The sequence below is a fragment of the Thauera sp. WH-1 genome (assembly GCF_047806685.1).
Lineage (GTDB): Bacteria > Pseudomonadota > Gammaproteobacteria > Burkholderiales > Rhodocyclaceae > Thauera.
Genome location: NZ_JBLQGP010000007.1, coordinates 16,182 through 39,371, shown reverse-complemented (window position 1 = coordinate 39,371; position 23,190 = coordinate 16,182). Strand labels below are relative to the sequence as shown.

The window sequence follows — 23,190 nt, the reverse complement described above, 5'->3', positions numbered from 1 at the left end:
GGTGGCGGCCCGTCGTAAGCTGCCAACCCCTGGCGCGCGCCGCATTGCGCGAGGCGAAGTCAGCCAGCGCTGCGGCATTCCGCGGCGAGGGCGTTGAAGGCGTCGGCCTGGGTCATGAAGATGCGCCCGGACAGCCACGCTGTCACCTCGGTCCGGTCCAGACGGTCGCGCACCGGACCTTTCAGTTCCGAGAGATGCAGCTGCAGGCCCTTGGCGCGCAGTTCGCGGTCGAGCTGCATCAGGACCTCGAGGCCGGTGAGGTCGATGCCATTGACCCCGCTCATCATCAGCACCACGTGGCGCAGGTTCGGGCGGCGCGCCAGGGCCGACGACAGGGTCTCGGAGATCCAGCGTGAGTTGGTGAACACCAGGCTCTCATCGACACGGATGGATAACACTTCCGGCAGCGTCTCGACCTCGAAGCGATTGACGTTGCGGAACACGTCGGTGCCGGCCAGGCGCCCGACCTCGGTCCAGTGCGGGCGGGCGGTGCGCTGCAGCAGCAGGCCGATGGCAGCGACCACACCGGCGAGCAAGGCCTCCTTCACGCCCACCGTCAGCGTCAGCACCGCCACCATCAGCATCAGCGCGAACTCGGTGCGCGAGTAGCGCCACGCCAGCACGAAGGGCGCGAAATCCACCAGCGACAGCACGGCAATGACGATCGTCGCCGCAAGCACCGCGCGCGGCAGGTCGTGCAGCACGTCGCCCAGCAGCGCGATCGCCACCGCGAGGAAGAGCGCGGTCCATACGCCGGCCATGCGCGTGCGCGCGCCGGCGTCGAAGTTGACGATGCTGCGCGCGAAGCCGCCGGTGACCGGCATGCCGCCGGACACGCTGGCCGCGGCGTTGGCCGCTGCCAGGCCGAAGAGTTCGCGTCGGGGCGACATCTTCTCGCCGCGGCGTGCGCCGAGGGCCTCGGCCACGGCGAGGCTCTCGACATACGCCACCAGTCCCAGCAGCACCGCCGGAGCGAGCAGTTCACGCCACACCGGCAAGGGCGCCGTCCACGGCATCGGGAAGGCCAGGCCCTCGCCGAGGCTGATGCCGCCCGACAGGACGACTCCCTCATTCAGGTGCGGGAAGCCGGCGACCCAGGCGATCGCAGCCGCGACCACGACGATGGGCGCGGTACGCGCCAGCAACTGCGCGGTCCGGGGCCTGAAGCCCAGGGCTTGCAGCACGGGGTTGCCGTGCCGGCGCAGGGCCCACAGCAGCGCGAGCGCCAGCAGGCCGATGAGTGCGGTGGTCGCATGGGGCAAAGGGTGACTGGCGCCGGCGAGCGACTCCCACAGTGCGACTACCGTGCTGCCGCCAGCCTGCACCCCCAGCAGTGCTGGCAACTGGCCGATCGCGATCACCAGCGCAGCACCGGTGATGAAGCCGTGCAGCACCGGGGCGCCGAGCAGCGCCGCCAGCGTCTCGAGGCGGAACAGCGCGGCGACCAGGAACACCGCCGCCATCTCCAGCGCCAGCACCAGCGCCGCCAGGTGCGGCGTGACCTGATGCGCGGCGGCGACGCCGCCGACCGCCTGCGCCGTCATCATCGCCAGCACCGCGACCGGCCCCACGGCGAGGCTGGTGCTGGAGCCGAAGGCGGCGTAGGCGACGATCGGCAGCAGGCTCGCCATCACGCCCACCACCGGCGGCAGGCCGGCGAGCATGGCGTAGGCCAGGCTCTGCGGTACCAGCAGGATGGTGACGATCGCCGCCGCGATCAGGTCGTCGGTCAGTGCGCTGCGTCGGTAGTCGTGCCAGCGCGCGAGCAGGGTGCGGGGGGCGGCGGCCGTCGTCGCGGGCATCGGGTGGCGCGCCTACAGCAGGTCGATCGGGATCTTCAGGTACTGCACGCCGTTATCCTCGGCCGGTGGCAGGTTGCCGGCGCGCACATTGACCTGGATCGCCGGCAGGATGAGCGTCGGCATGGCCAGCGTGCGGTCGCGCGCGGTGCGCATGGCGACGAAGTCGGCCTCGGTCACGCCGTCATGGACGTGGATGTTCTTCGCCCGCTGCTCGGCCACCGTGGTTTCCCACACCGGGGCGCGGTCGTCGGGCGGATAGTCGTGGCACAGGTGCAGGCGCGTGTCGGGCGGTTGCGACAGCACCTTGCGGATCGAGCGGAACAGCGTGGCCGCATCCCCGCCGGGGAAGTCGCAGCGCGCGGTGCCGTAGTCGGGCATGAACAGGGTGTCGCCGACGAAGGCGTCCTGCCCGACGATGTAGGTGAGGCAGGCCGGCGTATGGCCGGGGGTGTGCATCACCTCGACCTCCAGCTCACCAATGCGGAAGTGCTCGCCGTCTTCGAACAGGTGGTCGAACTCGGCGCCGTAGGTGTTCATGTCCTTGGCGTTGAAGATGTCCTTGAACACGCCCTGCACCTGGCGGATATGCGCGCCGATGCCGATCGTGCCGCCGAGCTGCTGCTTGAGGTAGGGCGCGGCCGAAAGGTGGTCGGCGTGGGCGTGGGTCTCGAGCAGCCAGTCGACTTGAAGCCCGGCGTCGCGCACGTGGGTGATGACGGCGTCGGCCGAGGCGCGCGACGTGCGTCCCGACTTGGGGTCGTAGTCGAGCACGCTGTCGATGATCGCGGCGCGTGCTGTCGCCGGGTCGGACACCACGTGGGTGACGGTGTTGGTGGCGGCGTCGAAGAAGGACCGGATGTCTGCCTGGGGCATGGGAAATCTCCTCATGTCGGTTCGTGGCTGAGTGGGCGTCTCACTCGGGCACGCAGATCTGGCCGCGGCTGGCGGCCCGCAGGGTCTTGAAGGCCAGCAGCGCGACGACGGCGCTCAGCACCGCGAGCATCAGCCAGGACAGCCCTGCATAGAAGGCCTGACCGCTGCGCGCACTCATCTCGAAGGTGGCGATCGTCATGGCCCCCAGCGGGAAGGAATAGGCCCACGCCGAGATGAAGAAGGGCAGGCGGAAGAAGCGCAGCGCGTTGCTCGCCAGCCAACGCAGCGCAACGCCGATCTCGACCGGCCCGCCGCCGGTGTGATGGGCCTTGAACCAGGCAATGGTGAGGCCCGCAATGCCCATCACGGTGGAGAGCAGGGCGACCGGGAAATGCGCAAGCCGCCCGCAATGAGCGTCGTGCGCAGCGGCGGGCGTGGTGGAGGAGGCGGGGGCGTTCATCGGTCTTCCTCGCAGTGATACAGCCCCACGCGCAGGCTCCCGCGATCGTGCTGGATTCCAGTCAGGCTGACTTCAAGCGCGGACGCTTGCGCCAGCACCGTGGTGGCGGTTGTGGCAGAGAGGAGGAATGCGAGCAGATGGGAGCTCATGGCGTGGGGCATCCGTTGATGATCAAGTGCGGTAGATCATCAGAATCCGATGACCTTGCGGTTCGGCTCCAGCAGAGCGGCGCCCATGTCGGCCGGCTTGGCCGGCTTGATGCCGTCCTTCAGGTCTTCGGCTTGCTTACCGCTGTTGGGCAGGTAGAGCGCGCACACCGAGGCGGTGGCGCCCTTCTTTAGCGCGCCGTCGAGCAGTTGCGCCGGTGTCACGTTGTTGGGCTTGAGCGCTTGGCCGCCGGCCCCCTTGAGGGCGAGGTCGCCGGCGTGATCGCAAAGCAGGATGTCGACCTGCGCGCCCTGTTCCTGCATCTGGTTGGCCAGCACCATGGCCATGCCCTGGGTCATCGGGCTCTGGGCGTTGAGGACAACGGTGACGGCGGGCTTGTCGGCGAGCGCGGCGGTGGAACCGAGGGCGATGGCGAGGGCAACGAGGGTTTTGTTCATGGTGGGATTCCTGTGGTGAGTCGGAAGGCGCCCGCAGGCCGGCGGCTACGAGTGGGTTTGCGGACGGGGTCCGGGCCGATCGGGATCAGCGGGCGAGTCATGCTGCAGGGCAGGGTGCTTACAGCGACCTGGTGGAGAAGTACCAGTCGACCGTGTTGTAGCCCTCGGTGGCGCGCTTGTCGGCCGCCTCGGCGGTCTTGGGCGGGGAGACGATCACGTCCTTGCCCGGGCACCAGTTTTCGGGCGTGGCCACACCGTGCGTGTCCGAGGTCTGCAGCGCCTGCAGCAGGCGGACGAACTCGTCGATGCTGCGGCCGTTGCTCATCGGGTAATACACCATGGCGCGCAGAACGCCGTTGGGGTCGATGAAGAAGGTCGCGCGCACGGCCTGGGTGTCGGCGGCGCCCGGATGGACCATGCCGTAGGCGCGGGCGACGTCCATCTTGATGTCCTCGATGATCGGGAACGGGATGTCGACGCCGAATTTCTCCTTGATGTTGCGCGTCCAGGCCAGGTGTGAGAACAGGCTGTCGATCGACAGGCCGAGCAGTTCGCAATTCATCTCGGCGAACTTGGGCGCGGCATTGGCGAAACCGATGAACTCGGTGGTGCACACCGGGGTGAAGTCGGCAGGGTGCGAGAACAGGATCAGCCACTTGCCGCGATAGTCCTCGAGCGAACGCTCACCGTGGGTGGTGCGGACACTGAAGGCAGGGGCCGGTTCGTTCAGGCGGGGGAAGCTGAATTGCGGTGCGTTTTCCATGATCGTGCTCCGTAGTGGTCTGGCTGAGGTATGGCAACGAAAGAATAAGTGAACTCTAATATTTGAGGGAAATTTGATTCCGAGATCTTCGGCATAGCAATTTCCAATGACGGTTCGATCCTGGAGTCATTGCTGTCAATCGATAACAGCAATTGACGTGCCACGAAGCACCGCCCAGTGCCTTTGCCGGCAGCCAGTGCATTACGGGGCCATCGCCCCGCGTCGGTGGTGTGGGCAGGTCTGCCAAGCTGTGACATGAATGGCGGCAGTGGCCGGGAATGGCAGTCATGGCCGTGGGTTCGGGCGCGCCCGGCGTGAAGTCCTGCGCGATCGCCGCCGCTGCCGCGGACCTGGCATGCGACTTGATAGGGAAGGGCTGACGGGCGTGGGCGGCTTCCTGCGCGAGCGCCCTTCAGTCCTTCCCGGAATCCGCGACATGCATCCAGACGACTTCCCGCAGGGCCCCGCCGCTGGGCTCGTTTTCATCCCCGTCGAAGGCCGGAGGAGCTCACTGATCGGCTATCTGCTAATGGCGACCGGATGTGGTGATGCACTCGTCATCGATCCGCCGCGCGGGGCGCGCCGAGCTCGACCAGATCGGTACGCAGTTTTCCCGGCTCGGCGTGCCTTACTCGAGGATCATCAGCAGCCCCTTCTGCCGTGCGCGGGAGAGTGCACGTCGGGTGTTCGGAGAGCCCGTCGAGGTCGACGCGCTGCTGATGTACACCGCGACGATGTCGGCGGCGGACAAGGCGCCGGCGGTTGCCCGCACGCGCGAGTGGCTGTCGACGCCCCTTGCGGCGGTGGGCGATAACCGGGGCGTGGTGGCGCACGGTCCGAACATTGCCGAGATCATGGATTACCTGCCGCGCGAGGCGACCCTGGTGATCTTCAGGCCGCAGGGTGCCGCCAATGAGGACGGTTTCGAGTACGTGGCGAGCATCGAACCGGAGCACTGGGCCGAGCTGTTGCAGGCACTGGGGCTGGAGCGGTGAGCATGGGACACCACGGCGGCGTGCGAGTTGGCGGGTCGTCTGTGGTCACGGCTTGGCATCGGAGGCGGCGGTCATGAAGGCCGGACGCAGCCTGCAGCTTCTGCTGCTGTTGCCGGTCAGCGTCGTGCTACTGGTGGCGCTGCTGGTGAACTACGGCGCGCTGTCCAGCGTGCGCGAGCAGTTCGACCTGTCCACCGGGGCGCAGGACAGCGATCTGGTCGTGATCGAGGAGGCGGCGCGATTCTCGCGTGACATGGGCCTCATCCAGCGCCAGATGGCGATTGCCTTCGATGGGGCAAGAACGGAGATGCTCGATGAGCTGCAGCTCTATCGCATGCACACGCGTATCGTCGAGGAGCTCGACGCCCTGGGCGAGCGGGTTCGCCATCTGGCCGAGTCAGGGCTGGTCATCGACGCCAATCATGACAGTGCGCGCCGGCTGATGGCGTCGATTGGCGAGTACAGGGGCTTCATCGCCATGACGACCGACGTGCTTGCCGTCAACCCCGCGGTCGCGGCCGATTTTCTCGAACAGGCACAGGCCCAGCACCGGGAGTTCTCGATCTTCTCGAGCCAGATCGTATCCCTGCTCGCCGAGCGCGCGCGCGATCGGAATGCGGCGCAGACCGCTCGCTTCGAGGGCGCCTTCCGTGGCGCGCTGCTGAGCGGGCTGATCCTGATGATCGGCCTGTTCGTGGTCGCGAGCCTGCTCGGTCGTCGCACGGGTGCGCGCATGGTCGATATCGCCGATGCATTGAGCACGCTCGCGCGCAGTGCCGAGGCGAGGATCCCGCTGCCGCGCATCGAGGCGATGTACGCGGGTGGGCAGGGCGAGTTCGCGCGCATCGCCGGTACGCTGCTCAGTTTTCGCAATGCCATCGAGCGCCAGCGTAGCGCCGAGGAGCAGGCCTTTCAGCTCGCCTTCTACGATCCGCTGACCCGCTTGCCCAACCGGCGGCTGCTGCGCGAGCGCATGCGCAGCGTGCTGCTCGCCTGCGAGCAGCTATCGGGCCACGCAGGTATCGTCGTCCTCGACCTGGACGGCTTCAAGCGCATCAACGACGCCTATGGCCACGGTGTTGGCGACAAGCTGCTCGTTGAAGTGGCCGCCCGCCTGGCGCAGGTCGTCGGCGAGGGCAATACCCTCGCGCACCTGGGGGGCGACGAGTTTGCCATCCTGCTCGGACCGCTCAGCATGGATGCGGGCACCGCGGTGGGCGAGGTCGAGTCCTGCGCCGAACGGGTCTCTGCCGCACTCGAGCAGGCGTTCGAGATCGATGGCGTGCCCTTGTACGTGACGGCCAGCATTGGCGGCAGCCTGTTCGGCGCCGTCCTCGCCAACCTGGATGATCCGCTCAAGCATGCAGAGAACGCGATGTACCAGGCCAAGAGCGAAGGCCGCGGCAACCTGCGCTTCTTCGATCCGGTCATCCAGGCACAGCTCGAGGAGCGGGTCACGCTCGAGTCCGAGCTCAGCTCGGCGATCGAGCGTGACCAGCTCGAGCTCTTCTACCAGGTGCAGGTCGGCGAGCATGACCGGCTGCAGGGGGTCGAGGCCTTGCTGCGGTGGCGGCATCCGCTGCGGGGACTGGTGCCGCCCGCTGCCTTCATCGGCCTTGCCGAGGAGTCGGGCCTGATCCTGCCGATCGGCCATTGGGTGCTCGAGACGGCCTGCGCGCAGCTCCTTGCCTGGGCCAGGGATGCGCGAACCGCGCAATTGAGCATCGCGGTCAATGTCAGCGCCCGGCAGTTCCGCCAGGACGATTTCGTGCAGCAGGTCCGTGCGGTGCTCGAGCGCACTGGGGCGCCGCCCCGCAGGCTGAAGCTCGAGCTGACCGAGAGCACCGTGCTCGAGGACATCGAGGCGACGATCGTCAAGATGAAAGCCCTGCGCGCGCTCGGGGTGCGCTTCTCGATGGACGATTTCGGCACCGGCTACTCCTCGCTGCAGTACCTCAAGCGCCTGCCGCTCGATCAGCTGAAGATCGATCAGGCCTTCGTGCGCGACATCATCGATGACCCGGACGATGCCGTCATCGTGCAGGCAATCATCGCGATGAGCCACGCGCTCGGGCTCGAGGTCATCGCCGAAGGCGTGGAGACGCGCGACCAGCAGCAACTGCTCGGGCAGCAAGGCTGCAGGTTCTTCCAGGGCTACCTGTTCGGCAAGCCTGTTCCGCTCGACGAACTGGCGCTGCGGCTGCGTTGAGGCGTGGGGTGACGCCGCTGTCCGGCGCCCCACACGACGGTGTTCAATCCCAGGCCAGCGCGCCGCCCGTCTGATACTCCGTGACCCGCGTCTCGAAGAAGTTCTTCTCCTTGCGCAGGTTGGCCTGCTCGTCCAGCCAGGGCAGCAGGTTCTGCGCGCCGGGGAAGGGCTCGGCCAGGCCGAGCTGGCGGGCGCGGCGGTTGGCGATGTAGTGGAACTGGCCCATGTGCTGCGCGGCCGAGTAGCCGAGGATGGGCTCGCGCAGCAGATAGCCGGCGTAGGCGGCTTCGGCGGCCTCGGCTTCTTCCCACAGGCGGGCGAGCGCCGCGGGATCGAGCTGCAGGTTTTCCTCGGCGATGAGTGTGCGCACGGTGCGGATGCCGAAGGCGCAGTGCAGCACCTCGTCGCGCATGATGTACTGCAACTGCTCGGCCGTGCCCTTCATCAGCCCGCGCCGCTGCAGCGCGAAGATGGGGGTGAAGCCGTTGTAGAACCAGCAGCCCTCGAAGATGGCGGCGAAGAAGAGGTAGGAGAGCGCGAATTCGTGCAGCTTGTCGCGGTCGGTGAGGTCGAAGTCGGCCCGCATCACGCGCTCGAGCCGGCGGTTGGCGAGCGCGATCTTGCCGTGGATCTCGGGCACGACGCGGTAGCGGTTGTAGATCTCCTGCTGGTCCAGACCCAGGCTTTCGATGCAGTGCTGATAGGTCCAGGTATGCAGGGCTTCCTCATACACCTGGCGGGCCTGGTAGATCTGCAGTTCGGGCGCGCTCATCTTTTCCATGACCGCGAGGCCGATGTTGCGCATGGCGAGGATGTCCGAGGTGGTCAGATAGGACAGCACGTTCTCGAACACATGGCGCTCGGCCGGGGTCAGGCGATGGTGGTAGTCGTGCACGTCCTGCGCCATGGAGATTTCCAGCGGCGTCCAGTGGTTCTTGTTGGCGTTGAGGAAGAACTCCCACGCCCAGGGGTACTTGAAGGGCGCGAGCTGGTTGATGTCACCCTTGCCATTGACGATGCGCTTGTCGGCAGCACGCACCGGCGCCAGTGCGCCCGGCCGGGCGTCGGCGGCGGACAGGGCGGGGCTGCGTGCGGCGCGGGCGTCCACACCGGAGGGGGCCGTGGTGGCGGTGGGCTCTGGTGTCGTGGCGGGCTTGGGGGCGCTGAGGACCGGGGCATCCCAGTCGTCGAAGAAGGCGGTCATTGGCAGGCCTCGCAGTCGGGGTCGAGGATGGAGCAGGCTTTGGGCGCCGGGTCGGCGCTGGCGGTGGCCGGCGTGGTGGTGCCGGTCTTCTCCATGGCGGTGGCGCCCAGGGTGCGCAGGTAGTAGGTGGTCTTGAGCCCGCGCAGCCAGGCCAGGCGGTAGAGCTCGTCGAGCTTGCGGCCCGACGCGGCGGCGACGTAGAGATTCAGCGACTGCGCCTGGTCGATCCACTTCTGCCGGCGCGAGGCGGCTTCCACCAGCCAGTGCGGCTCGATCTCGAAGGCGGTGGCGTAACGCGCCTTGAGTTCGGCGGGAATGCGCTCGATCGGGGCGAGCGAGCCGTCGAAGTACTTGAGGTCGGCCACCATCACTTCGTCCCACAGGCCGAGTGCCTTCAGCTCGCGCACCAGATGCGCGTTGACCACGGTGAACTCGCCCGACAGGTTGGACTTGACGTACAGGTTCTGGTAGTCCGGCTCGATCGAGGCGGACACGCCGACGATGTTGGAGATGGTCGCGGTCGGCGCGATGGCGACGCAGTTCGAGTTGCGCATGCCATGGCGGGCGATGCGTTCGCGTAGCGGGCCCCAGTCGAGCGCGGAGGAGCGGTCCACTTCGAGCAGGGCGCCGCCGCCCCCGTTGACACCCGTGTTGCTGAGTCGACCACGGCCCTCGGCCAGCAGCGCGAGGCTGTCCTGCGGCAGGATGCCCCGGTCCCACAGGCTGCCGCGGAAGCTGGAATACGGCCCGCGTGCCTCGGCCAGCTCGGTCGAGGCCCAGTAGGCGGCGTGGCAGACGGCTTCCATGGAACGATCGGCAAACTCGACCGCGGCATCCGATGCGTAGGCCAGGCCCATCATGTGCAAGGCGTCGGCGAAGCCCATGACGCCCAGGCCCACCGGGCGGTGGCGCAGGTTGGCGGCGCGTGCCTTGGGGGTGGCGTAGTAGTTGAGGTCGATGACGTTGTCGAGCAGGCGCATCGCGACGCGCACGGTGTGCTGCAGCTTGCCGTGGTCGAGCGTCCAGCGGCCGTCGCCGTCGCGCACCAGATGGGCGGGCAGGTTCACCGAGCCGAGGTTGCACACCGCGGTCTCGTCGGCCGAGGTGTTGAGCGTGATCTCGGTGCACAGGTTCGAGCCATGCACCACGCCCACGTGCTGCTGCGGCGAGCGCAGGTTGCAGGCGTCCTTGAAGGTGATCCACGGATGGCCGGTCTCGAACAGCATGGTCAGCATCTTGCGCCACAGCTGGATGGCCGGCAGGCGCTTGAAGAGGCGGATCTCGCCGCGCTCGGCCTTGTCCTCGTAGGCGCGGTAGGCCGCCTCGAAGTCCTGGCCGTAGCGCTCGTGCAGGTCGGGCACGTCGGCCGGCGAGAACAGCGTCCATTCGGCGTTCTCCAGCACGCGCTTGATGAACAGGTCGGGGATCCAGTTCGCGGTGTTCATGTCGTGGGTGCGGCGGCGCTCGTCGCCGGTGTTCTTGCGCAGCTCGAGGAACTCCTCGATGTCGAGGTGCCAGGTCTCGAGGTAGGCGCACACCGCGCCCTTGCGCTTGCCGCCCTGGTTCACCGCCACCGCGGTGTCGTTGACCACCTTGAGGAAGGGGATCACGCCCTGGCTCTGGCCGTTGGTGCCCTTGATGCGGCTGCCGAGCGCACGCACCGGCGTCCAGTCGTTGCCCAGACCGCCGGCGAACTTCTGCAGCAGGGCGTTTTCCTTGATCGACTGGTAGATGTCCTCGAGGCTGTCGGCCACCGTCGTCAGGTAGCAGGATGACAGCTGCGCATGGCGGGTGCCGCTGTTGAACAGCGTCGGCGTGCTGCTCATGAAGTCGAAGCACGACAGCAGCTCGTAGAACGCGATGGCCTGCGCCTCGCGGTCGATCTCGTTGATCGCGAGGCCCATCGCCACCCGCATGAAGAAGGTCTGCGGCAGCTCGATGCGGCGGCCGTCGATATGCAGGAAGTAGCGGTCGTAAAGGGTCTGCAGGCCGAGGTAGTCGAACTGCAGGTCGCGCTCGGGCCGGATCGCCGCAGCCAGGCGGGCGAGGTCGAAGTCGGCCAGGCGCGGATCGAGCAGCTCCGCCTCGATGCCCTGGCGGATGAAGGCGGGCAGGCAGGCGGCATAGCCGTGCTCGGGGTCGGCCATGTCGGCCTGCGCGGTTTCGCGCCCGATGACCTCGACGCGGATCGCCGACAGCAGCAGGCGGGCGGCGACGCGGCCGTAGTCCGGCTCGCGCTCGATCAGCGTGCGCGCGGCCAGCACCAGGGCCTGGCGCACGGCGGCGACCGGCACGCCGTCGTAGAGGTTGTGCAGGGCGTGTTCGAGCACGGTGTCGGCGGACACCCCGTCCAGTCCCGCGCAGGCCTCGCGGCACACGGTGAGCAGGGCGGCGCGGTCGAGCGGGCGGCGCGCTTCGCCATCGACGACGTGCAGCACGGGGCCGGCGCCGCCCGCCTGCGCGTCGGCGTCCTTCTGCGCCGCGCGTTCGGCAGCGCGGCGTTCGCGGTAGAGCACGTAGGCGCGCGCGACGTCGTGCTCGCCCGAGCGCATCAGCGCCAGCTCGACCTGGTCCTGGATGTCCTCGATGTGCAGCATGCCGCCGTCGGGCAGGCGACGGGTGAGGGCGCCGACCACGGTATCGGTGAGTCGGGCCACGATGTCGCGCACGCGCGAGGACGCTGCGCCCTGGCGGCCCTCGACGGCGAGAAAGGCCTTGGTCATGGCGACGGCGATCTTGTTCGGATCGAAGGCAACGACGGCGCCATTGCGGCGGATGATCTGGAAGGCGGCGAGTTGCATGGCGCTATCACGTGCTTCGGCGGGAAGTCGGTCCACGGGTGGTCCTCGTCTGGGTGAGTGCGGATGAAACGGGTTACTGAGGGAAGGCGAGCTTCAGGCGGCCGCGAGGCTGATTGCGCTGGGGGCCGGGCAAGAGTGGGCGTCGTCGCCGGCGTGGGACTCGGCCCGCAGATCCAGCGTCAGGGGGGCGGTGTGGCTGCCGCCAGGCCGACGGAAGCCGCCGGCGGCAGCCATGTGGAGTACCGCCGGGCTGACGCTGTGACACACGATCCGGCCTGCGCCGTGCAGGCGGGCCAGTGCAATGACGTGGTTGAACATTGCTCGGCCCAGTCCGCGCTGGCGATGAGTTGCGGTGACGCTGAGCCCGAAGTCGACCTCCCCATCGCGCACCGCGACATGGGCGAGGGCGACGATGTCGCCTTGTGCGGTGCCCAGACCATGCACATGGTCGCGTGCGAAATCGAGCGTGGCGACGTAGGCGGCGATGCCTTCGTCGCGGATGCCGTGGCTGAAGCGCAGCAGGCGGTCATCGGCATCCAGCGCAAGAAGGTGTTCGAGGATGCGGGGGGCGTCGGCGGGGCCGAAGCGGAACATCGGCCTCAGAACGGCGCCCGTGGAATCGGTCGGCGGTGTCAGCGTTGCAGCGGGGCGGTCGACGGTGGACATGGCGGAGATCCGGTGCGGGCAGGGCGGATCTCCGACGCACGGGCGTGATGCGTCACGCGCATGGCAATGCCATGCGGTGCTGCCGTGCCATCAGGAAAACGAGCAAGTGAAATGGTGTGAGCCATGCCTCTTGTCAGGGACACCCCGCCCCAAACTGTTGAAGGTGATGTGCATGGCAGGTCTCCTGGCTCACGGGTCATCGCCTTGCGCCAGCCTTCCCGGAAAGATTCCAGTGGCAGAGAGGGCGCAGGACTCGCCGATTACAGTTGCGGGGGCAGCTCCGGGTTGGGCGCGCAGGGCGCCGCACCGGATTCCCTTTTCATGCCTGCCGATGACGGCAGACAACCATGAACGGGGCGCAGGGTAGCGCTGGCGCGCAGGGAATGTCAAACAGCTCGGCCACCGCGGCGGTGGATGTCGGCACCCCGCCATTGACCCGCACTCTGCCAGCGCGGCAGACTCCTGCCATCCGCACCGCCGCAAGTGACACATCATGCCGATCGATCCGCGTTCCAGTCCGCGTCCCCTCCCCGAGCTGGTGTCCTTTCTCGAGACCCTCGCCGAGCCACACATCCTGTGTGACCGCGACTACCGCATCATCGCGGCCAACGCGGCCTACCGGCGCGCCTTCTCGGAAGGGCGCAGCGTCGTCGGCAGGTCCTGCTACGACGTCAGCCACCACTACAGCGTGCCCTGTGATCACGCCGGCGAGTCCTGCCCGCTGGCGCGCAGCCTGAAGTCGGGCCAGCGCGAGCGCGTGCTGCATCTGCATCACACGCCGCGCGGGGAGGAGTACGTCAACATCGAGCTGTCGCCGGTGCGGGATTCGAGCGGTGAGATCGCCTGGTTCATCGAGAAGATGGAGCCCATGCATGTCGCGCGCGGGGTGTCCGACCACCGCGGCCTCATCGGCCGCTCGCCCGCCTTCCAGCGCATGCTCGAGTTGATCGCGCGCGTGGCCCCGTCGGATGCCAGCGTGTTGCTACAGGGCGAATCGGGGACGGGCAAGGAGCTGCTGGCGAGCGCGGTACACGAGGCCAGCCGGCGCGCCGAAGGCCCCTTCGTGGTGGTCGATTGCTCGGGCCTGCCCGAGACCCTGTTCGAGAGCGAGGTGTTCGGCCATGAGCGCGGGGCCTTCACCGGCGCCACGGCGCGCAAGCCAGGACTGGTCGAGGCCGCCAGCGGCGGCACGCTGTTCCTCGACGAGGTGGGCGACATTCCGCTCAGCATGCAGGTGAAGCTGTTGCGGCTGCTCGAGACCGGCACCTATCGTCGCGTCGGTTCCACCGAGTTGCGCCGGGCCGACATACGCCTCGTGTCGGCCACGCATCGGCCACTCAAGCGGATGATCGCCGAGGGCAGCTTCCGGCAGGATTTGTACTTTCGCATCAACACCTTTCCGATCGCGGTGCCGGCCCTGCGCGAGCGCGAGGGCGACCTGGCGCTGCTGGTCGACTCCCTGCTCGAGCGCGTCGCGCCGAAACGTCGGCTGCGCCTGTCAGCCGCGGCCTTGCGGGTGCTGCAGGCCTATCCCTTCCCGGGCAACGTGCGCGAACTGCGCAATGTGCTCGAACGCGCCAGCCTGATGTGTGACGGCGAAACGATCGGTGTCGAGCACTTGCCCGAGGAGGTGCTGGTTCCCGAGGACCCGCATGCGCCCGCACAGGGAGACACGAGCGCAGCACCCGCCAGCAGCGCGACGCGGGCAGACCTGGACCTGGCGGAGGTGCAGCGACAGGCGCTGCTGCGCGCGGTGCGAAATCATCGCGGCAGCCGAAGCGAGCTTGCCCGGCGGCTGGGTCTCAGCGAACGGACCTTGTACCGGCGCCTGAAGGAACTGGACCTTACGGGGGGTGAGCCCTGAAGTGGGCGACTTCCGTGCAAGGACCCCGCCTGCCATGGGCGGGACTGCCATAGAGGGTGGGGCAAGCACACGCACGCGCGCCTGGCGCAGGTGCCGGCTCGAGGACTCAGCGACGGAAGTCTCGGTGGCAGGCCTTGCAGCTGTCCTGAACCGCTTCGTACGCGCGGCGCACCTCGGCCGCGTTGCGCCCTTCGGCCGCCTCGAACAGGCCGTCGGTGGTGGCGATGAAGTGCTCCCGCCGCTGTTCGAACTCTGCCGTCTTCTGCCACACCGCCGGCCTGGCCTTGGTCGGCGGGTAGTTGGTGTCGGCGCCGAAGTGCGCCCAGGGCTTGTCGCGCAAGGCCTTCAGCTCCAGCGCCATGCGCGCGAAGGTGTCGGCATCGTAGCGATCGGTGCGCAGCATCGTGCCCATCGGTTCGAAGGTGCGCAGCATGGCCTTGAAGGCCTCCTGGCGCTGCGTCACCGGCTTGTCGGGGTGGGTGTCCTCGACCTGCTGGGAGCAGGCGGCGAGGGCGAGCGTCGACAGGACGAGGAGGGCGAGGCGGGCAGGGGTGGTCATGGTGGGCATCAGCAATATCCGCAGAAGTAGGGGGCGCCGGCGTTGAGCGAACGGATTCTAAGGGATGCTGCTGTGCAAGAAAGTTCCCGGCGTTGCGCTCGCAGCCCTGGCTTGGGATCGATCCATCCCGCTGCGGCTGCGCATCGGCCTTGTTCAACGAGGGGGCGCACGCTAGGGTTCAGCCATGAGCCCATCCCGTTCTGACGCGCCCAGCGCCTTCGCCCCGACCACCGGCCTGCCGGGCCTCGATACCGTGCTCAGCGGCGTCGCCCGCGGCGACAACATCGTCTGGCAGGTTCAGTCGCTCGATGACTACCAGGCCCTCGTGACCCCCTACGCCGAGGCGGCGCGGGCACAACGGCGGCGGCTGATCTATTTCCGCTTCGCCTCCCACCGCGCCTTGCTCCAAGCCGACGGCGGTGCCGAGATCCACCACCCGCAGCCGCAGGCGGGCTTCGATGCTTTCGTCGACCAGGTGCATTCGGTGATCGAGGCGGCCGGTCCCGAGACCATGTACATCTTCGACTGCCTGTCGGAACTGGCCGATGCCTGGCAGTCGGACCGGATGATGGGCAACTTCTTCCGCCTGACCTGCCCGCGCCTGTTCGACCTTGATACCGTCACCTACTTTGCCGTGCTGCGCAACCGCCATGCCCGCGCCGGCATGGGCATGATCACCGACACCACGCAGTACCTGCTCGATGTCTTTCGCTGCCGCGATCGGCTCTACATCCGCCCGATCAAGGTGCAGCACCGTTCGGCGGCGGTGATGAACCTGATCCATGCGTGGGAGCCGGGTGACCATTTCCGCGCGGTGGCCGACAGCGGCACGGTGGCCGAGATCCTCGCCGGGTCAGGATGGCCGGGGCTGGAGGACGAACAGATCCGCAGCCACTGGCAGCATCTGTTCGATGCCGCGCGCACGGTCGCCGCCCTGCGCCACGCCGACGCACCGGATACCGGGGCGGAGGCGCAAGCCTTCGCGCGCCTTGCGCGCATGCTGTTTCCCGACGAGACCGGCCTGCAGAGGCTGATCGAGCGCTACCTCACGCTCGACGACCTGCTCGCGGTGCGTGCGCGCATGATCGGCATCGGCACCATCGGCGGCAAGGCGGCCGGCATGCTGGTGGCCCGCGCCGTGCTGCGCCGCGACGCGCCCGAGCTGCAGGGGCGGATGGAGGCCCACGACTCCTTCTACGTCGGCACCGAGGTGTTCGACACCTTCTTCGTGCAGAACGGCCTGTGGTGGGTGCGCCGTCGCCAGCGTGAGGCGGCTGGCTTCCTGCAGGGGCTGGCGGGCGAGGAGGGCGCCCGCGCCCGCATCCGGCGGGGCTTCTTTCCCGACAGCACGGTACGCCAGTTCGAGGCCATGCTGGATTACTTCGGCGAATGGCCCTTCATCGTGCGCTCGAGTTCGCGCCTCGAGGACCGCTACGGCAATGCCTTTGCCGGCCAGTACGACAGCGTGTTCTGCGTCAATCAGGGGCCGCGCGAGAAGCGGCTTGCCGATCTGCTGGACGCGGTGCGGGAGGTCTACGCCAGCACGCTGTCCGAGCAGGCGCTTCGCTACCGCCGCCGCCGCGGGCTGCTCGACGAGCACGAGCAGATGGCGCTGCTGATCATGCGCGTGTCGGGCACCGCCGGCGGGCGTTACTTCCATCCGCATGCCGCGGGCGTCGGCCTGTCGGTGAACCCCTATCCATGGAACCCGCGCATCGACATGAAGGCCGGCGTCGTGCGCCTGGTGGCCGGCCTCGGCACCCGCGCAGTGGATCGCAGCGATGACGATTACACGCGGCTGGTGGCGCTCAATGAACCGGATCTGCGCCCCGAGACCAACTTCGGCGCCATCGCCCGCCATGCCCAGCGGCGCATGGATACGCTCGATCTGGAGCGCAACGCGGTGATCAGCGGGCCCTTTGCCGAGCTGGTGCACGGCCAGCCGGATTTTCCCTTCGAGCTCTTCACCAGCCGTGAGGATCACGACCGCCCGGCCTTTCTCACCTTCGATGGTCTGATCGCGCGCACGCGCTTCGTCGATGACCTGCGCACCCTGCTCGCGGCGCTGCATGCGGCCTATGCCCATCCGGTGGAGATCGAGTTCGCGCTCAACTTCACGGCCGATGGCGGCTACCGCATCAACCTGCTGCAATGCCGGCCGATGCAGGTGCGCAGCGTGGAAGGCGTGCCCGATGCCGAGCCGCCGCCCGATGCACCGAAACTGCTCGCGGCCCGCGGCGCGGTGATCGGGCCGAGCCGGGTGATCCATCCGGATCGCGTCATCCATGTGCGGCCAGCGGCCTTCGGCGTCCTGAATCAGGCCCAGCGCCTGGCCGTGACGCGGGTGATCGGCCGCCTGAATGCGCGCTGCGACGGACGCTGCGTGCTGATGCTGGGGCCCGGGCGGTGGGGCTCGAAGGACCCCTTCCTCGGCCTGCCGGTGATGTTCTCCGAGATCAATCACGTCGCGGCGCTGTGCGAGATCGTCGCCATGCACGACAACCTGGTGCCCGACGTCTCCCTGGGCACGCACTTCCTGAACGAACTGATCGAGGCCGACCTGCTGTACTTCGCGCTGTTTCCGAAGCTGCCCGGCAACGAGCTGGACGAAGCCGCGATCCTGGCCTGGCCGAACCAGCTGGCGCTGCTGTCGCCCGCCGACGCCGAATGGGAGGCGGTGGTGCACGTGGCGGATCTGGCTGCGGGCGAACTGACGCTGTACGCCGACGCACTCGGACAGCGCCTGGCCGTCACCCGAGCGCCTGCGGCGGGCGAGGCGGCGCGCGCCTGAGCTGGGGTCAGGATGGGGCAAGGCGAGGGGGGCAAGACGAGAGGGGCGAGGCGAGGGTGTTCGCCGGCCTGACCGCGCGGGCGGCAAGAGGAAATTTCGCTGAGGGGCGTCGGCGCTTGATTCAGTTCAAGCCGAAACCGTGGATGAGTCGATAGCATGAGCGGCACTCGATTTTCCTCGGAGAAGTCCGCATGCGTTCCAAGCTCTCACTCGCCATGCTCCTGGCCGCCGTACTGGCCGGTCCCGCGCCCGTTCTCGCGGCCGACGCAGAACGCGCGGCGCCCAAGCTCGCAGACCCCGCCGACGAACTGCCCCGGCCCACCGACGAGCGTCTGCGCGCGGACATGAACACCTTGCGCAACACGATCGAGCAGCGTGTGCAGGCCCTGGGGCTGCAGGCGATGGTCGAGGCCGACTATGTCGAGCTTGCTGCCGAGATCGAGCGCCAGGTCGCGGCGATCAGCGCAGGCCGCGATTTCCACAACCGCGCCGGGCGCCACCTGCAGTGGCTGCTGGGCGACCTCGTCGATGGCGCCGGGCTGATGCGTGACGCACCGCGTGCGCCGGCCAAGCGCCTGGGCCTGATGCGGGTCGTCGAGACGCTCAATTTCTATGGGCGTGAGTACGACCATCCCGACTGGGCAAGCTTGAAGCTCTGAGCGGCTTGTCCGCTGAGGGCGCCAGCCCTTGCGAGCGGACTGGCAATCGATGGGCGCTGATATACTCCGACTTCTCCATTCACGCGAGTTGCCCGTCGGCATGCCGCTCAACATTCCGAATGCCCTGACCTGGGCACGCATCGTGCTGATTCCGATCTTTGTCGGCATCTTCTACCTGTCCGACAACCTGATGCCGGTGGCCACCAAGAACCTGGTGGCGACCGTCATCTTCGTCGTCGCGGCGGTGACGGACTGGTTCGACGGTTATCTCGCGCGCGCCCTGGGGCAGACCTCGGCCTTCGGCGCCTTTCTCGACCCCGTGGCCGACAAGCTGATGGTCGCCGCAGCGCTCATCCTGCTGGTCCAGTTGTCCCGTGTTGACGCGCTCATCGCGGTGGTCATCATCGGCCGCGAGATCACGATCTCGGCGCTGCGCGAATGGATGGCGCGGGTGGGGCAGTCGGCCAGCGTCGCGGTCGCCTACGTCGGCAAGCTCAAGACTGCCGCCCAGATGATCGCCATTCCCATGCTGCTCTTCAATGCGCCGCTCCTCGGTATCGACATCCGGCTCATCGGCAACATCCTGATCTACGTGGCTGCCGCCCTCACGCTGTGGTCCATGGGCTACTACCTGCATCGCGCGATGCCGCTGCTGCTCGACAAGCGTAGCGATCGAGGTTGACGAATACAAATTTTTGCCTATAATGGCGGTCTTTCCCGAGCGGGAATAGCTCAGTTGGTAGAGCGCAACCTTGCCAAGGTTGAGGTCGCGAGTTCGAGACTCGTTTCCCGCTCCAAGAATTCGCCGGCCAGGTGCTTGCCTGGCACGGAGGCCCCGGCAGGATCGGGAGCAGCCGGCCGAAACGGTCGTGGCGCGATGGCAGAGTGGTTATGCAGCGGCCTGCAAAGCCGTGTACCCCGGTTCGATTCCGAGTCGCGCCTCCAGCAGTAAAGTGGTTTTTTGTAGTGGTTGCGATGCGGTTCGGAAGTTGATATATTTCGCGCCCTGTCGTCAAAGCGGGAATAGCTCAGTTGGTAGAGCGCAACCTTGCCAAGGTTGAGGTCGCGAGTTCGAGACTCGTTTCCCGCTCCAGTATCCGAAGCCGGATGAGTACAATGTGCTCATCCGGCTTTTCCGTTCTGGGGTCCCGCTCCGTGCCCTCGCACGCCCCCGCTTTTCCCCTTCCGGCCGACGCCGTGCTGCCCGACTACGGGGCAGGTGGCATCTACGGCCTCGCCAGCAGCCTGCGCGCCTGGCTGCACGACCGCCACGCGGGCTGGGAGGTGGGCGAGGTCGCCGCAGGCGAACGGGCGGTGGTCCTGCTGCTGGTGCTCGATGGGCTCGGCGATCGCTTCCTGACTACGCTCGGCGCCGGTTCGCTGCTGCAGGCGCATCGCCGAGCGTGCCTGAGTTCGGTCTTCCCCAGCACGACCGCCAGTGCGCTCACCACCTTGCTCACCGGGGTGTCGCCGGCGGTGCATGGGCTCAACGGCTGGTTCATCCACGACCGCCGTTTTGGCGGGGTGATTGCGCCGCTCCCGTTGATGCAGCGCGGCGGTGAGGAACTGGCCGCCCTTTGCCTGATGTCGCGCCTGTGTCCGACGCCGCCGATGTTTCATCACGCCTGCCGCCCGGTCAATCTGGTGTCGCCGGCCGACATCGCCTTCTCGCGCTTCTCGCGCCATCACGCCCGCGGCGCCCACGTCGAGCCCTACCAGGGCCTCGAGGACTTTGGATATACGATCCTGGCCATGGTCGATGCGCTGTCGGCCAGCGGCGGCCTGGTCCACGCGTACTACCCGAAGTTCGATGCCTTGAGCCACCATCACGGCTGTCGCTCGATCGAGGCCCGGCGCTGCTTCGCGCGCCTCGACGCCCTTTTCGGTTGGCTGCTGGATCGTCTGGCCGGTCGTGACGTGCGTGTGGTCGTGACCGCGGACCACGGCTTCATCGACAGCCCGGTCGAGCGGCGCATCGATCTCGCGCCCGATGGCGAGGTGGCCGACATGCTGGCGGCGCCGCTGTTCGGCGAGCGCAGGCTGGCCTTCTGCGAGGTGCGCGACGGCGCCGAGCGCGATTTCGAGGCCTGGGCGCGCACGAGCCTCACCGGCAAGGCGGTGATGATCAGGGGGGCGGAATGTCTGGCCTCGGGGCTGCTCGGCCCGGGCAAGCCGAACGCGCGCCTTGCCGAGCGGGTGGGCACCCATGTGCTGTTAATGGAGCCGGGCTGGACGATCGTCGATCAGGTCGAGGGCGAGGACCCGTTCGAGCTCATCGGCGTGCATGGCGGGCTGACAGCGGACGAAATGCGGGTGCCGCTGATCACGGCGCGCACCTGAACCTGCGCGGCGCCTGACGAGGGCGCCGGCGAGTCTCAGTGCAGGTCTTCCTCGGGGGGCAGCACCGGCAACACCATGATGCCCTCCTCGAGCAGGGCGTCGACCTCGTCGCGCGATGCCGCGCCGCGGATGTTGCGCACCTCGGCTTCGCCGTAATGAATCCGGCGCGCTTCCTCGGGCAGGCGCTCGCCCACGTCTTCCGCGCTGCGGGCGAGCTGGCGCAGGGTGGTGAGGGCTTGCGCCAGTGCCTCGGGAAGACCCGGTGTGGCACCGGCGGGGACGCTGGCGCGGGGCGCTGCAGGCGCCGGGGCCGAGCCCTGGTTCGTCGTCTCGGTGCGCCTTGGCGAAGATCGCTCACGCGCCGCTGCGCCGGTCTGGACGTAGGGGGCGCTGGGCAGGCGCCGGATGTGCGTGCTCGAACAGACCGGACAGCTCACCAGTCCACGAACGAGTTGTTCCTCGAAGCTGGCGCTGGTCGCAAACCAGCCCTCGAAGACATGCTCTTCGGGACAGGAGAGGTCTAGAACGATCACGGTTGACTGCCCCCTGAACGGGTCTGCATGCACGGGTGCAGGCTTGCACATGCCTGCAGCCGATGGACAGTCAGCGTTGGCAAATGGTGCCCGGAGCGGGGGTCGAACCCGCACGCCTTGCGGCGAGGGATTTTAAGTCCCTTGTGTCTACCAATTTCACCATCCGGGCACATTGTCGTCAGCGGCCCTGCTCCGGCAGCACGATGTTGACTTCGAGCACTTCCATGTTGTCCTGCTTGTCGAGATGCACCTTGATGTCGTCGGGATTGACGGCGACGTACTTCGAGATGACCTCGATCAGCTCACGCTGCAGGGCTGGCAGGAAATCGGCGGTGGCGCTGCCGCCGGCGCGCTCGTGGGCGATCAGCAGCGACAGGCGGTTCTTGGCGATCTCGGCGGTCTTCTTCTTTTCGCCGAAGAGGCGGGCGAGGAAGGACATGTCACTTGCCTCCGAACAGACGCTTCATCAGCCCCGGCTTTTCGTAATTGACAAAGCGAAGGGGGCGATCCTCGCCCAGGAAACGGCCGACGACGTCGGAATAGGCTTCGGCGACGTCGGTACCCTTGAGATGAATCGCAGGCGTGCCCTGGTTGGAGGCATGGAGTACGGACTCGGACTCCGGGATGACACCGATCAGCGGCACGCGCAGCAGCTCCTGCACGTCCTTGTAGGACAGCATCTCGCCGTCCTCGACGCGCTTGGGCGAGTAGCGGGTGATGAGCAGGTGCTCCTTCACCGGCTCGCCGCCGTCGCGCGCGCGCTTCGACTTGGACTGCAGGATGCCCAGGATGCGGTCGGAGTCGCGCACCGAGGACACCTCGGGGTTGGTGGTGACGATGGCCTCGTCGGCAAAGGTCAGGGCCATCACCGCACCGCGCTCGATGCCGGCCGGGGAGTCGGCTACCACGTAGTCGAAGGCCATGTGCTCGAGCTCGCCCAACACCTTCTCGACACCTTCCTCGGTCAGCGCGTCCTTGTCGCGCGTCTGCGAGGCGGGAAGGATGAAAAGATTCTCGCAGTGCCTGTCCTTGATCAGCGCCTGGTTCAGGCGCGCCTCGCCGTTGACCACGTTCACAAGGTCATACACCACGCGCCGCTCGCAGCCCATGATGAGGTCCAGGTTGCGCAGGCCGACGTCGAAGTCGATCACGGCGGTCTTGAAGCCGCGCAGGGCGAGCCCGGACGCAAAGGCTGCACTGGTGGTGGTCTTGCCGACGCCGCCCTTGCCTGACGTTACAACGATGACTCTCACGATATCCCCTTGTTGATGCAGTGCGCTGGCTCAGTCGAGCTTGAGCGCTTCGATGTTGAGTGTGTGTTCTGTGCCGCTCAGTCGAACCATGGTGGGTCGGGCGGCAAGCGTCTCGGGTATGCCGCGTTCGAAGGTGCGGAACACGCCGGCGATGGAGACCAGTTCGGGGCCGAAGTTGCTGGCAAGGATGCGGGCGCTGTGGTCGCCCTGCGCGCCGGCGATGGCCCGGCCGCGCAGCGGGCCGTAGCAGTGGATGCTGCCGTCGGCGATGACTTCGGCACCCGGGCTGACGCCGCCGAGCAAAACCAGGTCGGCACCGCGCGCATAGACCTGCTGACCGGAACGCAAGGGACGGTCCACGAACATCGTCGGCGCCACCGTGGCGGCTGCGGGCGGCGGCGCGACTGGCGCTGCTGCCGGTGCGGGGGCTGCCGGGACGGGCTTCGGGGTATCTGCAGCGGCGGGACGATCGCCGAGCATGGCGCCGTCGAGCAGTGCCAACCCAGCCTGGCGCGCGCCGGCGTGGAAGGCCTCGGGCAGGCGGCAGACGCCGATCGGCTGCAGGCGGTAGCGCCTCAGCAGGGATTGCAGCCCCGCCCAGTCGATGCGCTCGGGGGTGTCGCGCAGCGCCGCGAAATCAAGGATGACCGCCTCGCCGTTGAAGAAGTCAGGCATGCCGCCGAGCATCTTGTGCAGGGCGTCGGCGAGCACATTGGGCTCGGCCGCCTGCAGCACGGCAACGGTGGCCCCCAGCGTCGTACTGCGGAATTCGATCGGGCGGGCAGGCGCAGAGGCTGGCATGGACGGTGAGGG

General features: G+C 67.8%; 21 protein-coding genes, 4 tRNA genes and 1 riboswitch. Of the genes, 10 read left to right on the top strand and 15 right to left on the bottom strand.

Going from position 1 to position 23,190, the window contains the following annotated elements; translation table 11 throughout:
- Nucleotides 1-59 precede the first annotated feature (59 nt).
- The 6 genes from ACMV5O_RS08955 to ACMV5O_RS08930 form a co-directional block, all read right to left on the bottom strand.
- Nucleotides 60-1,802 carry a SulP family inorganic anion transporter gene (locus ACMV5O_RS08955; protein ID WP_416163123.1) on the bottom strand — a complete coding sequence of 581 codons (1,743 nt, stop codon included), beginning with the start codon at nt 1,800-1,802 and terminating at the stop codon, nt 60-62.
- A gap of 12 nt (nt 1,803-1,814) precedes the next feature.
- Nucleotides 1,815-2,675: an MBL fold metallo-hydrolase gene (locus tag ACMV5O_RS08950; protein ID WP_416163122.1), complete on the bottom strand. Its 861-nt coding sequence runs from the start codon at nt 2,673-2,675 to the stop codon at nt 1,815-1,817.
- A gap of 40 nt (nt 2,676-2,715) precedes the next feature.
- A complete protein-coding gene (locus ACMV5O_RS08945; RefSeq protein ID WP_416163121.1) occupies nt 2,716-3,135 on the bottom strand; it encodes a hypothetical protein in 420 nt (139 codons plus the stop codon).
- A complete protein-coding gene (locus tag ACMV5O_RS08940) occupies nt 3,132-3,284 on the bottom strand; it encodes a hypothetical protein (protein ID WP_324538146.1) in 153 nt (50 codons plus the stop codon). The genes ACMV5O_RS08945 and ACMV5O_RS08940 overlap by 4 nt, the downstream gene beginning before the upstream one ends.
- Nucleotides 3,285-3,323: 39 nt before the next feature.
- The gene (locus ACMV5O_RS08935; RefSeq protein WP_324538145.1) at nt 3,324-3,740 is read right to left on the bottom strand and encodes a hypothetical protein; all 417 of its coding nucleotides are present in this window, start codon (nt 3,738-3,740) and stop codon (nt 3,324-3,326) included.
- A 118-nt stretch (nt 3,741-3,858) separates the two neighbouring features.
- Complete coding sequence (locus tag ACMV5O_RS08930) at nt 3,859-4,503, bottom strand: peroxiredoxin (RefSeq protein WP_324538144.1); 645 nt, start codon at nt 4,501-4,503, stop codon at nt 3,859-3,861.
- Nucleotides 4,504-5,051: 548 nt separating this feature from the next.
- Between ACMV5O_RS08930 and ACMV5O_RS08925 the strand changes: the two genes are divergently transcribed.
- Both ACMV5O_RS08925 and ACMV5O_RS08920 read left to right on the top strand, forming a co-directional pair.
- Nucleotides 5,052-5,498, top strand: a complete 447-nt coding sequence (locus tag ACMV5O_RS08925; RefSeq protein WP_416163120.1) for a hypothetical protein — start codon at nt 5,052-5,054, stop codon at nt 5,496-5,498.
- Between the two features lie 73 nt (nt 5,499-5,571).
- Entirely contained in the window at nt 5,572-7,707 is a 2,136-nt protein-coding gene (locus ACMV5O_RS08920; RefSeq protein ID WP_416163119.1) for a putative bifunctional diguanylate cyclase/phosphodiesterase, read from the top strand.
- 43 nt (nt 7,708-7,750) lie between these two features.
- Here the strand turns inward: ACMV5O_RS08920 and ACMV5O_RS08915 are convergent, their stop codons facing one another.
- From ACMV5O_RS08915 to ACMV5O_RS08905, 3 genes are read right to left on the bottom strand one after another with little or no spacing between them, the layout of a single operon-like run.
- Nucleotides 7,751-8,911: a ribonucleotide-diphosphate reductase subunit beta gene (locus tag ACMV5O_RS08915; RefSeq protein ID WP_416163118.1), complete on the bottom strand. Its 1,161-nt coding sequence runs from the start codon at nt 8,909-8,911 to the stop codon at nt 7,751-7,753.
- Nucleotides 8,908-11,748, bottom strand: a complete 2,841-nt coding sequence (locus ACMV5O_RS08910) for a ribonucleoside-diphosphate reductase subunit alpha (protein ID WP_416163117.1) — start codon at nt 11,746-11,748, stop codon at nt 8,908-8,910. The genes ACMV5O_RS08915 and ACMV5O_RS08910 overlap by 4 nt, the downstream gene beginning before the upstream one ends.
- A gap of 57 nt (nt 11,749-11,805) precedes the next feature.
- A complete protein-coding gene (locus tag ACMV5O_RS08905; RefSeq protein WP_324538139.1) occupies nt 11,806-12,378 on the bottom strand; it encodes a GNAT family N-acetyltransferase in 573 nt (190 codons plus the stop codon).
- Between the two features lie 156 nt (nt 12,379-12,534).
- A riboswitch (cobalamin riboswitch) is annotated at nt 12,535-12,743 on the bottom strand.
- A gap of 128 nt (nt 12,744-12,871) precedes the next feature.
- On the opposite strand from ACMV5O_RS08905, the gene ACMV5O_RS08900 reads away from it, so the two are divergent.
- Nucleotides 12,872-14,242, top strand: a complete 1,371-nt coding sequence (locus tag ACMV5O_RS08900; RefSeq protein WP_324538138.1) for a sigma-54-dependent Fis family transcriptional regulator — start codon at nt 12,872-12,874, stop codon at nt 14,240-14,242.
- A 106-nt stretch (nt 14,243-14,348) separates the two neighbouring features.
- On the opposite strand, the gene ACMV5O_RS08895 is transcribed toward ACMV5O_RS08900, so the two are convergent.
- Nucleotides 14,349-14,810 (bottom strand): cytochrome c, encoded by a 462-nt coding sequence (locus tag ACMV5O_RS08895; RefSeq protein ID WP_324538137.1) that lies wholly within the window; start codon nt 14,808-14,810, stop codon nt 14,349-14,351.
- A gap of 175 nt (nt 14,811-14,985) precedes the next feature.
- Here ACMV5O_RS08895 and ACMV5O_RS08890 point away from each other — a divergent pair, with 175 nt between their 5' ends.
- From ACMV5O_RS08890 to ACMV5O_RS08860, 7 genes are all read left to right on the top strand, one after another.
- Complete coding sequence (locus ACMV5O_RS08890) at nt 14,986-17,592, top strand: PEP/pyruvate-binding domain-containing protein (protein WP_416163116.1); 2,607 nt, start codon at nt 14,986-14,988, stop codon at nt 17,590-17,592.
- A 191-nt stretch (nt 17,593-17,783) separates the two neighbouring features.
- Nucleotides 17,784-18,251, top strand: a complete 468-nt coding sequence (locus tag ACMV5O_RS08885) for a hypothetical protein (protein ID WP_324538135.1) — start codon at nt 17,784-17,786, stop codon at nt 18,249-18,251.
- Between the two features lie 100 nt (nt 18,252-18,351).
- The gene (gene pgsA / locus ACMV5O_RS08880) at nt 18,352-18,933 is read left to right on the top strand and encodes a CDP-diacylglycerol--glycerol-3-phosphate 3-phosphatidyltransferase (RefSeq protein ID WP_324538134.1); all 582 of its coding nucleotides are present in this window, start codon (nt 18,352-18,354) and stop codon (nt 18,931-18,933) included.
- 39 nt (nt 18,934-18,972) lie between these two features.
- Nucleotides 18,973-19,048 (top strand) — tRNA-Gly (locus tag ACMV5O_RS08875).
- Nucleotides 19,049-19,122: 74 nt separating this feature from the next.
- Nucleotides 19,123-19,196, top strand: a tRNA-Cys gene (locus tag ACMV5O_RS08870).
- A 72-nt stretch (nt 19,197-19,268) separates the two neighbouring features.
- Nucleotides 19,269-19,344, top strand: a tRNA-Gly gene (locus ACMV5O_RS08865).
- 23 nt (nt 19,345-19,367) lie between these two features.
- The gene (locus ACMV5O_RS08860) at nt 19,368-20,591 is read left to right on the top strand and encodes an alkaline phosphatase family protein (protein WP_416163255.1); all 1,224 of its coding nucleotides are present in this window, start codon (nt 19,368-19,370) and stop codon (nt 20,589-20,591) included.
- Nucleotides 20,592-20,626: 35 nt separating this feature from the next.
- Here the strand turns inward: ACMV5O_RS08860 and ACMV5O_RS08855 are convergent, their stop codons facing one another.
- From ACMV5O_RS08855 to minC, 5 genes are all read right to left on the bottom strand, one after another.
- A complete protein-coding gene (locus ACMV5O_RS08855; protein WP_416163115.1) occupies nt 20,627-21,124 on the bottom strand; it encodes a DUF1178 family protein in 498 nt (165 codons plus the stop codon).
- Between the two features lie 84 nt (nt 21,125-21,208).
- Nucleotides 21,209-21,293: transfer RNA gene (locus tag ACMV5O_RS08850), tRNA-Leu, on the bottom strand.
- Nucleotides 21,294-21,302: 9 nt separating this feature from the next.
- Nucleotides 21,303-21,563 (bottom strand): cell division topological specificity factor MinE, encoded by a 261-nt coding sequence (gene minE, locus ACMV5O_RS08845; RefSeq protein ID WP_324538131.1) that lies wholly within the window; start codon nt 21,561-21,563, stop codon nt 21,303-21,305.
- Nucleotide 21,564: 1 nt separating this feature from the next.
- A complete protein-coding gene (minD, locus tag ACMV5O_RS08840; RefSeq protein ID WP_349769688.1) occupies nt 21,565-22,380 on the bottom strand; it encodes a septum site-determining protein MinD in 816 nt (271 codons plus the stop codon).
- Between the two features lie 27 nt (nt 22,381-22,407).
- Entirely contained in the window at nt 22,408-23,178 is a 771-nt protein-coding gene (gene minC / locus ACMV5O_RS08835; RefSeq protein WP_324538129.1) for a septum site-determining protein MinC, read from the bottom strand.
- Nucleotides 23,179-23,190 lie beyond the last annotated feature (12 nt).

What these genes read in the sequence shown, in the direction of transcription:
- ACMV5O_RS08940 (WP_324538146.1), bottom strand. Translation starts at nt 3,284, where the DNA reads ATGAGCTCCCATCTGCTCGCATTCCTCCTCTCTGCCACAACCGCCACC.
- ACMV5O_RS08915 (WP_416163118.1), bottom strand. Translation starts at nt 8,911, where the DNA reads ATGACCGCCTTCTTCGACGACTGGGATGCCCCGGTCCTCAGCGCCCCC.
- minE (WP_324538131.1), bottom strand. Translation starts at nt 21,563, where the DNA reads ATGTCCTTCCTCGCCCGCCTCTTCGGCGAAAAGAAGAAGACCGCCGAG.
- ACMV5O_RS08895 (WP_324538137.1), bottom strand. Translation starts at nt 14,810, where the DNA reads ATGCCCACCATGACCACCCCTGCCCGCCTCGCCCTCCTCGTCCTGTCG.
- ACMV5O_RS08890 (WP_416163116.1), top strand. Translation starts at nt 14,986, where the DNA reads ATGAGCCCATCCCGTTCTGACGCGCCCAGCGCCTTCGCCCCGACCACC.
- ACMV5O_RS08935 (WP_324538145.1), bottom strand. Translation starts at nt 3,740, where the DNA reads ATGAACAAAACCCTCGTTGCCCTCGCCATCGCCCTCGGTTCCACCGCC.
- ACMV5O_RS08950 (WP_416163122.1), bottom strand. Translation starts at nt 2,675, where the DNA reads ATGCCCCAGGCAGACATCCGGTCCTTCTTCGACGCCGCCACCAACACC.
- ACMV5O_RS08930 (WP_324538144.1), bottom strand. Translation starts at nt 4,503, where the DNA reads ATGGAAAACGCACCGCAATTCAGCTTCCCCCGCCTGAACGAACCGGCC.
- pgsA (WP_324538134.1), top strand. Translation starts at nt 18,352, where the DNA reads ATGCCGCTCAACATTCCGAATGCCCTGACCTGGGCACGCATCGTGCTG.
- ACMV5O_RS08860 (WP_416163255.1), top strand. Translation starts at nt 19,368, where the DNA reads ATGTGCTCATCCGGCTTTTCCGTTCTGGGGTCCCGCTCCGTGCCCTCG.
- minC (WP_324538129.1), bottom strand. Translation starts at nt 23,178, where the DNA reads ATGCCAGCCTCTGCGCCTGCCCGCCCGATCGAATTCCGCAGTACGACG.
- ACMV5O_RS08885 (WP_324538135.1), top strand. Translation starts at nt 17,784, where the DNA reads ATGCGTTCCAAGCTCTCACTCGCCATGCTCCTGGCCGCCGTACTGGCC.
- ACMV5O_RS08900 (WP_324538138.1), top strand. Translation starts at nt 12,872, where the DNA reads ATGCCGATCGATCCGCGTTCCAGTCCGCGTCCCCTCCCCGAGCTGGTG.
- ACMV5O_RS08925 (WP_416163120.1), top strand. Translation starts at nt 5,052, where the DNA reads ATGCACTCGTCATCGATCCGCCGCGCGGGGCGCGCCGAGCTCGACCAG.
- ACMV5O_RS08905 (WP_324538139.1), bottom strand. Translation starts at nt 12,378, where the DNA reads ATGTCCACCGTCGACCGCCCCGCTGCAACGCTGACACCGCCGACCGAT.
- ACMV5O_RS08920 (WP_416163119.1), top strand. Translation starts at nt 5,572, where the DNA reads ATGAAGGCCGGACGCAGCCTGCAGCTTCTGCTGCTGTTGCCGGTCAGC.
- ACMV5O_RS08955 (WP_416163123.1), bottom strand. Translation starts at nt 1,802, where the DNA reads ATGCCCGCGACGACGGCCGCCGCCCCCCGCACCCTGCTCGCGCGCTGG.
- ACMV5O_RS08945 (WP_416163121.1), bottom strand. Translation starts at nt 3,135, where the DNA reads ATGAACGCCCCCGCCTCCTCCACCACGCCCGCCGCTGCGCACGACGCT.